A 13,716-nucleotide genomic window follows, 5' to 3' on the forward strand; every position below is an offset into this window, starting at 1 on the left:
TTTTTAAAAGGTGTCTCTGCTGTTTTAAAGGGAGATTTACAATATTATGAAAACAAAAGGTAATAAAAAGAAAAATCATGTACCGATTCGGATCAATGCCCTCTTTTTATCGGTATTTTTCCTCTTCTCAATACTTGTCCTTCGTCTTGGTTATGTTCAGATCGTTAAGGGTGAAGAATATAAGCGTAATGCCTATCTTACAGAAAACGTAACAACAAAGCTGGATGCTCCACGTGGAAAAATGTACGATTCAAATTATAGTGTCGTGGTTGATAATGAACCTGTTTTCTCTATTACATATACGAAAACACAAGATGTTGATGCTGATGAAAGACATGAGCTCGCTAAAAAATTAGCCGTAATGATCGACAAAGATACAAAAGAATTAACTGAACGTGATAAAAAGGATTACTTTATATTTCTGAATGAGAAGGAAGTAGAATCAAGAATATCTAAAGCCGAGGAAAAGGAAACGCCTCCAGAAGAGCTTTATGATCTGATGCTGGAAAAAGTAACAAAAAAAGATATCGATTCCCTAACAGGTAGTCAGCTTGAAGTACTTGCGATTAAAAGTGAGATGGACAGGGGGTATACGCTATCTCCTCAGCGGATTAAAATTGGTGCAACTGAGAAAGAAATCGCTACTATCAGTGAACACTTACCAGAACTTGAAGGTGTTGATATTAAGCCAGATGCAGAACGCTCTTACCCATACAAAGATTCATTTCGTGACATCTTTGGTCAAGTAAAGCAGATCCCGAAATCAAGAATGGATTATTATACGTCTCGCGGTAACGACAGAAATGATCTGGTTGGAACAAGCTTCTTAGAAGAACAATATGAATCTCTTCTTCGCGGCACAAAAACAAAAATTAAATATGTAACTGATAAAACAGGAAATCCGGTAGGAGATCCCGTAGAAGAAGACGGAGCAAGGGGCAGTGATCTTGTCTTAACCGTTGATATGAGCCTTCAAAAAGAAGTTGAGAAGGTAGTTGAAGAAAAATTAAAAGATGCTATTCGAGGGAAGAATGCATACGATAACAAAGAACTAGACAGCGCATATGTTGTCATGATGGATCCGAATACGGGCGCTATTTTATCGATGGCTGCCAAGGAATATGACCGAAAGACGGGCAAGTTTAAAGACATACCATTTGGAAACATCTATCATTCGTATGCAATGGGTTCAACTGTTAAGGGAGCAACAGTCTTGACTGGGCTTCATGAAGGAGTAATCTCTCCAAACACAGTTATATATGACGCTCCCCTCACATTTGGTGATGGACGTCCGCTAAAATCACATGAAAACATGGGTCCAGTTGATGCAGTAGAAGCGCTAGAAAGATCTTCTAACGTTTACATGTGGCACATTGCCATGCGATTGGCCGGTTACGATTATTCAAACAAACAGTTTAACGAGCACAGAGTACAAGAAGCATTTGAGATTTTAAGAAATTCTTACAGTCAATTTGGGCTAGGTGTACCAACTGGAATCGACTTGCCTTCTGAAGCGACTGGTTATAACACAGGGATGAGTAATGAATTGTCACAAGCTATGTTTTTCTCGATTGGACAATTTGATACGTATACACCTATGCAAATGGCTCAGTATGTTTCTACCATTGCCAATGGTGGTTTAAGAATGCAGCCGCATCTTCTAAAAGAGGTTAGAGAACCATCTAAGGATCCTAACAAACTGGGTAAATTATTATATCGTTTTGAGCCAAACATTTTAAATAAAATCGAGATGTCTCCACAAGAAATTGAGGTGGTTCAAAGAGGATTTTATGAAGTGATGCATGGCAATAATGGTACCGCTGCATGGATGTTTAAAAATAAAGACTACAACCCTGCAGGAAAAACGGGTACAGCTGAAATCGATAAAGCTACTGGTGTCGTAAATAAAACATTAGTTGGCTATGCGCCCTATGAAAATCCAGAGGTAGCATTGGCAGTCGTAGTTCCAAACATTAAAGAAGGAAATACAAACAGTGAGATTGCTGAGGGAGCACTAGATGCCTATTTCTCAATGAAAAAAGAAGGGATACCCTCAAAACCTGATTCTGAAAATAAAGAAGTAAAAGAACCGCGCTAAACTGTGCGGTTCTTTTTGTATAGATTTAGAGTTCCAGTAAAAGATAAGAATATATTCATGATTACGCCAGTCTTAACAATTCCTTTACAATTCATTAAAACCTAATTAATATTCAAGGTTTATTGTAGTACATGTAAGAAAGAAACATGCTTAACAAAGGGATCATGACCTGAGAATTATTTCTCTAACATGAATAAGACGAAAATCATATTTAGGGGGACCTATCAAGATGAAGAAAATGAAGTCTGTGTACCTTTTGGCAGTAATGTCATTAATCCTAGTTTTCGCTGCAGCATGCGGAAATAAGAGTGAAGATGGAGCTGCTGGCGGCGGAGATCTAAGCGGAAAAATCAAAATCGATGGATCATCCACAGTATTCCCAATCATGGAAGCTGTTTCTGAAGAGTTTCAAGCTGCTAACCCTGATGTTCAAGCACCGGTAGGAGTTTCTGGTACTGGCGGTGGTTTTGAGAAGTTTGTTCGTGGAGAATTAGATCTTGCTAACGCTTCACGTCCGATTAAAGATGAAGAAAAAACAGCAGCAGGAGATAAAGGTATTGAATTTACAGAATTCGAACTTGCAAAAGACGGTTTATCTGTTGTTGTAAGTAAAGAAAGCGACTTTATTGATCACTTAACTGTTGATGAACTTAAAAAGATGTGGTTAGAAGAAGGGAAAGTTAAGACGTGGAAAGACGTTCGTCCTGAATGGCCAGCAGAGAAAATTGAGTTCTTTAGCCCAGGAACTGACTCTGGTACTTTTGATTACTGGAATGAAGCAATCCTTGAAGAAAAGCCAATGCGTCGTGATGCTCAACTTTCTGAAGATGACAACGTACTTGTACAAGGTGTAACTGGTTCTAAGAATGCAATTGGATTCTTCGGTTATGCATACTATCAAGCGAATAAAGATAAATTAAAAGCTGTACCGATCGATGGTGGTAACGGTCCTGTTGAACCAAATGCTGAAACAATTGAATCTGGTGAGTATGCACCACTATCTCGTCCACTATTCACATATGTTAATAACAAATCTTTAAAAGATAACGAAGCTGTATATGAGTACACGAAGTTTGCTCTTGAAAATGCAGGTGAGCTTGCATCATCTGATACGATCGGATATGTTTCTCTTCCGAAAGAAAAGTACGAAGAGCAAATGAAAAAGCTTGATGAGCTTGCAGGTAAATAATAATCCTTTATAGAATTAAAGGAATATTAACAAATAATAAAGGGTGAGGAGTGTAACTCCTCACCTTTCACCTGTTTAGTATTGTCGAATTATAGGAGGTCTTGTTGGTGTCAAGAGATAAATCAAACCAAAAATCTATCCGCTCTATGATTCAGGAGAAAAAATCTTCAAGAAGTCAATCGGCGGTAATGGAAAAGGTAGTTCCGAAAATCTTTTTAATTTGTGCTATTATTTCTATTTTTACAACGTTAGGTATTGTTTTTACATTATTAACAGAAACTTTTACATTTTTTAGCCGGGTTTCAATTGTAGAATTTATCACGAACACTCGATGGTTTCCATTTACTTCTGACGAAAACGCAGATTACGGGATCCTCGCGCTTGTAATGGGGACATTAACTGTTACAGCCATTGCCATGGTTGTCGCAATTCCCGTTGGTCTTGCTGCAGCTATATATTTAAGTGAGTATGCTTCTGCTAAAACAAGAAAAGTTATAAAGCCAATCCTAGAAGTGTTGGCTGGAGTCCCTACCATCGTATACGGGTTCTTTGCACTCACGTTTGTTACACCATTATTAGATAAAATAATCCCTGGTGGAATTTCTATCTTTAATGCATTAAGTCCAGGAATTGTTGTTGGTATTATGATCATACCGATGATTGCGTCATTATCAGAAGATGCTATGAATGCTGTACCGAACTCTATGAGAGAAGGCGCTATGGCTTTAGGTGCAACACGTTTTGAAGTTGCGATTAAAGTGGTATTGCCTGCAGCCCTTTCAGGTGTAATTGCTTCATTCGTACTAGGAATTTCAAGAGCGATCGGTGAAACGATGATTGTTACTATTGCTGGTGGTTCAAGACCTACCGCTGATATAAATGTGACTGAATCGATCCAAACGATGACAGCCTACATCGTACAAGTCAGCCAAGGAGATACCGGTTTTGGGACCACAATCTACTATAGTATCTATGCAGTGGGTATGACGCTGTTTCTATTTACGTTAATCATGAATTTACTTGCTCAATTTATTTCCCGCAAGTTTAGGGAGGAATATTAATGGGTTTAATTAATAAAGAGTCTGTTAAAAAGAGAATGGGAAGCCGAATAGCCGCGAACGGATTAGCAAAATTTTTATTCATCCTTGCAACTGGCTTTTCTCTTCTAGTATTGGGTGTTCTTATTTACAGGATCCTGTCACAAGGGCTGCCATATTTAAGCTTTGATTTTATTACAAACTTTGCATCAAGAATGCCTGAACGTGCAGGAATCTGGGCGGCATTACTCGGTACGATCTGGATCATGGCTGTAACAGCACCTGTTTCATTTATCCTTGGCGTTGGAACAGCAATCTATTTAGAAGAATATGCAAAGAAAAATGCTTTTACAAAATTTGTTCAAGTAAACATTTCAAACTTAGCAGGTGTTCCTTCTATCGTGTTTGGATTACTGGGACTAACGATTTTTGTCCGTTTAGCTGGACTTGGTTCTAGTGTACTAGCTGGGGGACTAACGATGAGTCTATTAATTCTTCCCGTCATTGTAGTTGCTTCCCAAGAAGCGATCAGAACTGTTCCAAGGGAAATTCGAGAAGCTTCATTTGGAATGGGTGCAACAAAGTGGCAAACGATTAGAAGAATTGTATTTCCTGCCGCACTGCCTGGTATCTTAACAGGGACCATCTTAGCTTTATCACGTGCAGTAGGAGAAACAGCTCCGTTATTAGTACTTGGAGCATTGGCATATGTTGCGTTTGTGCCAGAAAATCTATTATCACAATTTACTGTGCTTCCGATACAGCTTTATAACTGGACCAGCAGACCGCAAGAAGATTTCCATATGCTTGCTGCTAGTGGAATTATCATTCTTTTGATCATCTTGCTGATCATGAATTCAATCGCGGTATTGATCCGTAACAAATTTCACAAGCGTTTCTAACAGAGAGAAGGAGGACAATAAAACATGGATATTACAATTAATAAGCAAATGGTACAAAAGGATAAAAAAAATCAGGAGTTCACACCTGTTTTTAATATAAATAACTTGAACCTTTGGTATGGTCAGGATCATGCCCTAAAGGATATTAAATTTGATATTCCAGAAAAACAGGTTACTGCCATTATCGGACCCTCTGGGTGCGGTAAATCAACATTTATCAAAACGTTAAACCGAATGGTTGAAATGGTTCCAATCGTTCGTATGTCCGGGGAAATTGTCTATAGAGACAAAAATATATTTGATCCAAAATACGGTGTTGAAGAACTTCGCACTCAGGTAGGTATGGTGTTTCAAAAGCCGAATCCATTTCCTAAATCCATATATGATAATGTAGCTTATGGACCACGTATTCATGGCATCAAGAACAAAAAAGTGTTAGATGAAGTGGTTGAAAAAAGCTTAAGAGGCGCAGCGATTTGGGATGAAGTCAAAGACCGTCTGAACGAGAATGCTTATGGTTTATCTGGTGGGCAACAGCAGCGTTTATGTATTGCAAGATGTCTTGCGATCGAACCAGATGTTATCCTCATGGATGAACCAACATCAGCATTAGATCCTATTTCTACGTTAAAGGTTGAAGAGCTTGTTCAGGAATTAAAGAAGGATTACAGCATTGTTATCGTTACACATAACATGCAGCAAGCTGCACGTATCTCTGACCGTACTGCGTTTTTCCTAAATGGAGAAGTTGTTGAATACACAGATACAAGCACGTTGTTCTCTAACCCTTCTGATAAGCGCACGGAAGATTATATTACAGGACGATTTGGTTAATAAAAGGGAATAGGAGTGAGATAAATGGTTGTTCGTGAAAATTTTCAGCTTCAATTAGAAGAGATGAAACAGGCAATTGTTCAGATTTCTAAGCTTACTGAGGAAGCACTAGAGCTTTCTGTAGATGCGTTAAAGAATCAAGACCTGGATAAAGCTTTACAAATCATTGAAAATGATAACCGTATTAATGTATTAGAAGATGAAATTAACGATATGGCCATTCTTTTAATTGCAAAACAAGCACCTGTTGCTTCTGATTTGCGAAGAATTATTGCAGCGATTAAGATTTCATCTGATATTGAAAGAATGGCTGATTTTGCTGTGAACATTGCAAAGTCTACTATTCGAATCGGTAAGCAAGAACTTATTAAACCACTCGAAGAACTCCCTAATATGGCATACCATGCTATAAAAATGCTTACGACAGCAACAAAAGCCTATATTGATGAAGATGTTGCCCTGGCAAAAGAATTAGCAGATCTTGACGACTACGTCGATGAAACATATGGAAAGATTATTAAAGAACTTCTAGAACTTATGACTCAAAATCCTGAACATCTTTCTCAGATCAGCCAGTTGCTGTTTGTATGCCGTTATATTGAGCGTACAGCTGACCATGCAACGAATATTGCAGAAAGCATTATCTTCTTAGTAAAAGGTAAAAGATACGGTTTGAATGATTAAAAAGAGAGCAAGCGCGATTTAGCGCTTGCTCTTTTTATGTATTCATTATGAACTTGTAATTTCTTCGGCGATTTCTTCAAAGCTCATCTTGCTGTTCACTTGGTGAGATTCTGCTCTAACTGCTCCTTCTAAGTTGTTCGAGCGTAAAAACTTCAAGAATTCACCGCTGTCCTTAATAATATTTCCTTTTTTTAAGAGGTCACAAACTTCACCAGTACTCATTCCTTGTGTGATCGTCAAAGTCATTTGAAATACTTTTTCTTCTTCCTTTTCTTTGACAGGTTCAGTTTTTGGTTTTTCTGTTGCTGTTGCTGGAACGGCTGCAGTTTGAGTTTTTAGTGTATTATACTCCTCTTTTGAAATTGCTAATTCGCCTTTTTCAGAAAGATATTGTGATACCGATTCATCTGTTAAAACTGATTCGGTATCTGTATCTGCTGTATAATAAATACCAGCCAAAATACCAGTTGAAAGAATAATACCTGCTGAAAATCCGCGAAGGTTTTTGCTTGTCATACCCATACCCCTCACAAATTTAGTTCTTATCGTTAATCATCATTTCGTCTTCAAGAACTTTTAACTTCTTTTTTATTTGGTAGATTTCTTTCATTAGTTGAATCGTGAAATTTTCTAGTTGTGTTTCCACTGAGTTTTCACGATTTTTACGAAAGGAAAGAATCAAAAGAATAACACCTACAAGTAACAATCCGAAAATAGCAAACTCCATAATATCCTCCCCAAAATAAAGCTATACACTTTACTTTTATAACATAGTATTCAGCTTGGGTATAGGTTTTTTCGCAAAAGTTTACACAAAATACTACATTTCGACTATTTTCTCCCTCGCCGTCAATTTCATAGGTGTGAGGTTTAAGGAAACAAGGGCGGTTTATGTCCTCTTTTGTCTATTTGACAGAATTATCTGACTAAGCAACCGGTTACAAAAACTTTACATTTACGGAAATCTTAAGCGGGATAAGGAAGCGTCATTTTTCGACTTTTTTGACACATTGTACATAAAAATATCCAATGATACGATTATTAAAAATATTAGGAATACAAACAAGTTTACCAGAATAATTGATTAAGATGAGGTGATGAACTTGATCGAAGATATTGTGAAGCTAAAAGAAAAAGGCCTTACATTACAGGAGATCGCACAAAGAATGAACATGTCTTTAGGAAAGGTTCAATACCGCTGGAATAAATACCGCCAGCAGCAAACACCATCTAAGCCTGAACTTACTCCTCCTCCTAAAGAGGTGCAACAGGATAAATGGTCGATGCCATATGAATATGCAGAAGCCAACGTATGCCTGATGCCTCGAACGCCTGATAGTTTGTACGTATATTGGAGCTTCTCTGAATCGATAATGCAGATGGCTGAACAGCATTTTCGGACAGAATGGGGGGAACTTCCTGTTGTTCTTAAAATATATGATGTAACAGATATTCATTTCTATGGACATAATGCCCACAGAACGTTTGAAATTGATCTCCCTCCAATGACAAATAATTGGTTTCTTCAATCATTAGAACCAGGCAGAACTTTCATTGCCGATATTGGAACCCGTACTTTTGATGGAAGTTTCTTTACACTACTTCGATCTAATCCAGCTGAAACCAGTCCTGATCCGTATAGCAGTTTTCACGATGAAAAGATTGAGAGATGGAAACATGAGGATGTTAAAGAGCCTGAGTGGCTTGAGAATTTTTCAACCTATTCCTACTATCAAAAAATCAGATAGGAGAGTAAACGATGTCTAACGGGTATTTTTCATTAGTTTTGCACGCTCACCTTCCTTATGTGAGGCATAATGAAGCAAATCGTTTAGAGGAAAGATGGGTATTTGAGGCACTTACTGAGACATATATCCCGTTATTATGGGTACTCGACGAACAGCCTGAATCCTTATCTTGGACCTTATCATTTTCCCCCCCATTACTTGAACTATTAAATGATCCTGTCATTCAGAAGCGGTATTTAGAACATCTGGATCTTACGTTAAAACTCATTCAAAAAGAGAAAAAACATTCGGCTGAACCCGATGAGCAAACAGTTATCCAATTCTACGAAGAACGCTTCAAAAAAATCATGCAAACCTATCAAGAACATGATTGCCAGATAATTAAAGCATACAAAGGTTATATGGATCAAGGGAAGGTAGACTGCATTACTTCATCTGCTACACATGCCTTCCTTCCATACATTCAAACAGAGCAAGCCTTAAGAGCCCAAATTATTTCAGGTGTTCAAACATTTGAAAAATATTTTGGTGAGAAGCCCACTGGATTTTGGCTTCCTGAATGTGCGTATTCACCTGGAGTAGATAAGATACTAGCTGAAGCTGGTATACGTTATACATTTGTGGATGAAGAAACCTTGCTTAGAAGTAAACCTGTACCGAGTAAAGGAATCGGAGCTCCTGTTTATTCACCCCATGGTGTGGCTTTATTTTCTAGAAATCAATGTATTTCAGAGACCATCTGGAACTCTTCTGTTGGTTATCCAGGTGATTACGACTACCGGGAATTCTACCGTGATGTCGCATACGAACGAGACTTTGAATATATTAAGAGCTTTATCCATCCAGAAGGGATACGGATAGACACTGGCTTAAAGTATTGGCGCATTACTGGTGAAACTGAAAACAAAGATTGGTACAAAAGAGAGTGGGCTATTAATAAACTTCAGCTGCATTCTGACGATTTTAGTCATCGTATTAAAGAATATTTACATACCAATAAACAATCTTATCCACCTCAACTCGTAACTGCACCATTTGACGCAGAACTTTTCGGCCATTGGTGGTTTGAAGGACCAGAATTCTTACTTAAAACGATGGAAGTTTCACTAGAACAAAACATTAACTGGATTACACCTCAAGAATTCTTACACAGACATTATCGAGATCTTGATACCGTTAGACCGTGTTTTTCAACATGGGGCAGAAATCAGACAGGTGAAGTATGGCTGAATGAAAGTAATGCCTGGATGTATCGGCACCTGCACCATTGTGAAAGAAAATTAGTTCAGCTTGCGGCTCATCTTTCAAAAGCAAAAGGGAATATCATCGTGGAACGTTATGCAAACCAGATGGTAAGAGAATGGATGTTAGCTGCCAGTTCAGACTGGGCATTTATTGTTGAAGGGAACAGTGCAGCACAATATGCAAAAGAGCGGTTCCAACAGCATATTGAAAGATTCCATACACTAAATGAGTCGATATATAACGAGACCTATCACCCTGATGAGATTTCTGATTATGAAAATGAATATCCGTTTCTTATGACAGACCTGTGGCACTTTTTCCAAAATCCTCATGATCAGTATGTGGAATCCAATTATCAAACTAAAAAAGATCATAGGAAAAAAATATTGATGCTTTCATGGGAGTTTCCGCCAATGGTTGTTGGTGGTCTGGCAAGACACGTCTATGATCTGTCACGTAAATTAGTTGAACAAGGTTCTGAAGTATATGTTATTACTTCTTCTGTTGACGGATATCCCGAACATGAAGTGAACAATGGTGTTCATGTATACAGAGTTGCAGGCAAACAGCCAAATTTTGAATCTTTCTTCCATTGGACTGGGAGTTTGAATATCGCAATGGCAGAACATGCAATATCACTTGCTAAAAAATTTGATTTCGATTGCATCCATGCCCATGATTGGCTTGTCTCAGTTTCGGCTCTAGCTATTAAGAAAGAACTTGGAATACCTTTATTAACGACTATTCATGCGACAGAACATGGCAGAAATAACGGTATTACTTCTCCACTTCAATATGAAATAAATCAAAAAGAATGGGAACTCATGGATGGTTCTGATCGTCTGATCGTTTGCAGCAAATACATGAGAACGGAACTGATAAACGTTTTTCAAATACCAGAAGAAAAAATAACGATCCTCCCAAACGGAATTGACCCTGATCAGATTGCTTATCAATCCAATGTCACACTGCAACATGATGAATATAACAATGATTTGCTGCTTTTTTCAGTAGGTAGGCTTGTAAAAGAAAAGGGGTTCCAGACGATAGTCGAGGCTGCAGAGATACTAAGGAAAAAGGGAACACGAGTGAAATTTGTTATCGCCGGAAAGGGCCCTTTATTCGAAGAGCTAAATGAAAAGGTTAGACAAAAAGGACTAGAACAATTCGTTCACCTCGCTGGATTCGTAAGTGACGAAGAAAGAAATGAATGGTTTGCTAAAGCAGATGCAGCTCTTTTCCCAAGTCATTATGAGCCATTTGGTATTGTCGCTTTAGAAGGAATGGCTGCCGGAAAGCTCACCATCGTCTCCGATACAGGCGGTTTAAGAGAGATTATTGATCATGAACAAACGGGTTTAAAAGTTTATCCAAACGATCCAAACAGCATTGTATGGGCGGTTGAATATATACTTTCCAATCGAGAACGTTGTAAAGAGATTGCACAGAACGGAGAAAAAATAGCAAAAACAGTTTTTAGCTGGGATTCGATAGCAGAAAAAACAGCAGAACTATACGTGAATATTCATAAAAACAAAACATCAAAAGTGGGGGGAATCGTGTAATGAAGGGTGTAATTATGGCAGGCGGAAAAGGGACACGCTTAAGACCTCTTACATGCAATATGCCAAAACCTATGGTACCAATGCTTCATAAACCTGTAATGGAATACGGGATTGAGCTTTTAAAGAAATTTGGCATTACAGATATCGCTGTCACGGTCCATTATCTTCCGGATGCGATCAAAAATTATTTTGGTGACGGTCGAGCTTTTGGTGTAAACCTTCATTATTTTGTAGAAGATTCTCCATTAGGAACAGCAGGTTCCATTAAAAACGCAGAAGAATTTTTAGATGAACGTTTTATCGTTATCAGTGGAGATGCTCTAACCGACTTTGATCTTGCTAAAGGAATCCATTTTCATGAAGAAAAAGAATCATTGGCGACCATCTTTATGAAACAAGTAGATTCTCCCCTGGAATATGGCGTGATCATGACAAATCATGATGGAAAGATTATTCGTTTTCTTGAAAAGCCAAGCTGGAATGAAGTTTTCAGTGATACTGTAAACACAGGAATTTATGTGTTAGAGCCGGAAGTATTCAATTATATAGAAAAAGATGTCCCGGTAGATTTTAGTAAGGACCTGTTTCCTTTATTAATGAAGGAAGATAAGAATCTGTTTGGGTATCAAGCAGAAGGATATTGGTCTGATATTGGAAGTCTGCAGCAATATCGACAATCTCATTATGATATGCTCAATGGACTTGTTGATCTCCCGTTTGCTGGTAAAGAACATGAACCAGGTGTTTGGCTTGGTGATAACGTATTTATTGAAGAAGGGGCAAAGATTGAGGCGCCAGTAAGTATTGCAGATGGGGCTGTTATCAGAAGAGGGGCTCACATTGGTAAGCTTTCTGTTGTGGGAAAAAACAGTGTTGTCAGCTCCGGCAGTTCTTTAAAGAAGACTGTGCTTTGGAATGATGTTTTCGTAGGCGATCAATGTGAATTAAGAGGAGCTACGATTGCAAATGGAACAAAGGTAGAAAAAGATGCTTCTGTCTTTGAACATGCGGTTGTCGGTAACCACTGCACGATCGGAAGGAATGCAACGCTTAAACCAGATGTTAAGATCTGGCCAGAGAAAGAAATTTTTGAAGAAGCACTCGTTCATACATCGATTGTATGGGGCAAAAAAGCAACAAAGTCTTTATTTGGATCTAGAGGAGTCTCTGGGATCGCGAACGTGGAGATTACTCCAGATTACATCGCCCGCCTTGCTTCTGCCTATGGGGCTGTACTTCCATATGGGTCACAGATCTTAATTGCTAGTGATTCGCATGACTTTTCAGTTATGATCAAACAATCTTTTATCCAAGGTCTCCATTCATCAGGTGTTCATACACTTGATATAAGTCCGACTGTTGCTCCGGTTGTACGATTCTCAATCGAAGAAGAACGCTTGGAAGGCGGAGTTTATGTCAGATTCTCCAATCCTACTGGAGAAAAGCAGCTTATGATCGAATTTTATGACAATAAAGGCCTGCCGATTCATTCAGATTTAGAGAGAAAGATAGAAAATGCTTATTGGCAGGAAGATTACAGGCGTGCTTCGTTTGACCGCATCGGAAAAGGTGCTGTCCAAACAAATAAACATGAGGATTATATTTCTGCTCTTTTAGAAGAAATACAGGAAAAAAGAATTCAAGAAGCTAAGTTCCGTGTAGTCGTCAATTACAATCACCAGCCATATTTGAATTTTATTCCGACCCTTTATAACCGTTTGGATTGTGAGATCTTAACAGCTCCTTATCAAACGAAACCAGAAGAGATGGCATCCTTTGTAAGAGTGACTAATGCTAATATCGGTGTTCTTATAGGTGAGGCTGGAGAAACGTTGCGTCTTATTACAGAAACGGGCGAGGTGCTAGACGAAGAAACGATGCTTGCCCTTTATGTATTTACTGCATTTTCTCAAGGTAAACAAAAAGAGATGGCCATTCCGGTATACGGATCATCTGAACTGGACTCCATCGCAGAGCGTCTTAAAGGAAAGCTAATCCGTACAAAAGCCAATCCAAGATCCATAATGGAAGTAGGAGAAGGGGTGCTCAATTACCAATACGATGCACAATATGCTTTTGTTCACATTCTGGAAATCATGGCCATTCAGCAGATCAAACTTTCTGAACTCGTAAAAATGCTTCCTGATGTGCATATGTTAAGAGAATATGTACCTTGTCCAAAAGATAAGAAGGGGAGAGTTATGCGGAGATTGATGGAAGATATACGTGATAATAACGTGGAGCTGCTTGACGGCATCAAAGTCTTTCATCCCGAGGGTGGCTGGACGTTGATATTGCCAGATGTAGAACAGCCCGTATTTACTGTATATTCCCAGAACACAGACCCTGAACAAGCGAAACAAGCAGCATCTCAATATATAGAAAAAATCCAGTTATATCAGCGGGTGTAAAGT

Annotated in this window: 11 protein-coding genes; 9 read left to right on the forward strand and 2 right to left on the reverse strand. The window is 38.5% G+C overall.

What is annotated here, in order from left to right:
- Window positions 1-46 precede the first annotated feature (46 nt).
- From IEV52_RS07610 to phoU, 6 genes are all read left to right on the forward strand, one after another.
- The gene (locus tag IEV52_RS07610; protein WP_188401857.1) at window positions 47-2,098 is read left to right on the forward strand and encodes a penicillin-binding transpeptidase domain-containing protein; all 2,052 of its coding nucleotides are present in this window, start codon (window positions 47-49) and stop codon (window positions 2,096-2,098) included.
- A gap of 229 nt (window positions 2,099-2,327) precedes the next feature.
- Window positions 2,328-3,287, forward strand: a complete 960-nt coding sequence (locus IEV52_RS07615) for a PstS family phosphate ABC transporter substrate-binding protein (protein ID WP_188401858.1) — start codon at window positions 2,328-2,330, stop codon at window positions 3,285-3,287.
- A gap of 104 nt (window positions 3,288-3,391) precedes the next feature.
- On the forward strand, window positions 3,392-4,348 hold the full coding sequence (gene pstC / locus IEV52_RS07620; RefSeq protein ID WP_373869402.1) for a phosphate ABC transporter permease subunit PstC: 957 nt from the start codon (window positions 3,392-3,394) through the stop codon (window positions 4,346-4,348).
- Window positions 4,348-5,226: a phosphate ABC transporter permease PstA gene (gene pstA, locus IEV52_RS07625; protein ID WP_188401859.1), complete on the forward strand. Its 879-nt coding sequence runs from the start codon at window positions 4,348-4,350 to the stop codon at window positions 5,224-5,226. The genes pstC and pstA overlap by 1 nt, the downstream gene beginning before the upstream one ends.
- A 48-nt stretch (window positions 5,227-5,274) precedes the next feature.
- Window positions 5,275-6,060: a phosphate ABC transporter ATP-binding protein PstB gene (pstB, locus tag IEV52_RS07630; RefSeq protein ID WP_229754243.1), complete on the forward strand. Its 786-nt coding sequence runs from the start codon at window positions 5,275-5,277 to the stop codon at window positions 6,058-6,060.
- A 24-nt stretch (window positions 6,061-6,084) separates the two neighbouring features.
- On the forward strand, window positions 6,085-6,744 hold the full coding sequence (gene phoU, locus IEV52_RS07635; protein ID WP_188401861.1) for a phosphate signaling complex protein PhoU: 660 nt from the start codon (window positions 6,085-6,087) through the stop codon (window positions 6,742-6,744).
- Window positions 6,745-6,789: 45 nt separating this feature from the next.
- Here the strand turns inward: phoU and IEV52_RS07640 are convergent, their stop codons facing one another.
- Both IEV52_RS07640 and IEV52_RS07645 read right to left on the reverse strand, forming a co-directional pair.
- The gene (locus IEV52_RS07640; RefSeq protein ID WP_188401862.1) at window positions 6,790-7,260 is read right to left on the reverse strand and encodes a hypothetical protein; all 471 of its coding nucleotides are present in this window, start codon (window positions 7,258-7,260) and stop codon (window positions 6,790-6,792) included.
- Between the two features lie 19 nt (window positions 7,261-7,279).
- Entirely contained in the window at window positions 7,280-7,471 is a 192-nt protein-coding gene (locus IEV52_RS07645) for a hypothetical protein (protein ID WP_188401863.1), read from the reverse strand.
- Between the two features lie 376 nt (window positions 7,472-7,847).
- On the opposite strand from IEV52_RS07645, the gene IEV52_RS07650 reads away from it, so the two are divergent.
- Genes IEV52_RS07650 through IEV52_RS07660 form a run of 3 tightly spaced genes read left to right on the forward strand, consistent with a single transcriptional unit; the run spans window position 7,848 to window position 13,713 of the window.
- On the forward strand, window positions 7,848-8,492 hold the full coding sequence (locus IEV52_RS07650; protein WP_188401864.1) for a DUF4912 domain-containing protein: 645 nt from the start codon (window positions 7,848-7,850) through the stop codon (window positions 8,490-8,492).
- A gap of 11 nt (window positions 8,493-8,503) precedes the next feature.
- Window positions 8,504-11,302, forward strand: a complete 2,799-nt coding sequence (locus IEV52_RS07655) for a 1,4-alpha-glucan branching protein domain-containing protein (RefSeq protein ID WP_188401865.1) — start codon at window positions 8,504-8,506, stop codon at window positions 11,300-11,302.
- Window positions 11,302-13,713 carry a sugar phosphate nucleotidyltransferase gene (locus IEV52_RS07660; RefSeq protein WP_188401866.1) on the forward strand — a complete coding sequence of 804 codons (2,412 nt, stop codon included), beginning with the start codon at window positions 11,302-11,304 and terminating at the stop codon, window positions 13,711-13,713. Before IEV52_RS07655 ends, IEV52_RS07660 begins: the two co-directional genes overlap by 1 nt.
- The last annotated feature ends 3 nt before the right edge of the window (window positions 13,714-13,716 follow it).

Source organism: Fictibacillus barbaricus (genome assembly GCF_014635025.1).
GTDB classification, from domain to species: domain Bacteria; phylum Bacillota; class Bacilli; order Bacillales; family Fictibacillaceae; genus Fictibacillus; species Fictibacillus barbaricus.

Bases quoted from the DNA above. Each gene is read 5' to 3' on its own strand.
- pstA (WP_188401859.1), top strand. From the start codon at position 4,348: ATGGGTTTAATTAATAAAGAGTCTGTTAAAAAGAGAATGGGAAGCCGA.
- IEV52_RS07640 (WP_188401862.1), bottom strand. From the start codon at position 7,260: ATGACAAGCAAAAACCTTCGCGGATTTTCAGCAGGTATTATTCTTTCA.
- pstB (WP_229754243.1), top strand. From the start codon at position 5,275: ATGGTACAAAAGGATAAAAAAAATCAGGAGTTCACACCTGTTTTTAAT.
- IEV52_RS07610 (WP_188401857.1), top strand. From the start codon at position 47: ATGAAAACAAAAGGTAATAAAAAGAAAAATCATGTACCGATTCGGATC.
- phoU (WP_188401861.1), top strand. From the start codon at position 6,085: ATGGTTGTTCGTGAAAATTTTCAGCTTCAATTAGAAGAGATGAAACAG.
- IEV52_RS07660 (WP_188401866.1), top strand. From the start codon at position 11,302: ATGAAGGGTGTAATTATGGCAGGCGGAAAAGGGACACGCTTAAGACCT.
- IEV52_RS07615 (WP_188401858.1), top strand. From the start codon at position 2,328: ATGAAGAAAATGAAGTCTGTGTACCTTTTGGCAGTAATGTCATTAATC.
- IEV52_RS07655 (WP_188401865.1), top strand. From the start codon at position 8,504: ATGTCTAACGGGTATTTTTCATTAGTTTTGCACGCTCACCTTCCTTAT.
- IEV52_RS07645 (WP_188401863.1), bottom strand. From the start codon at position 7,471: ATGGAGTTTGCTATTTTCGGATTGTTACTTGTAGGTGTTATTCTTTTG.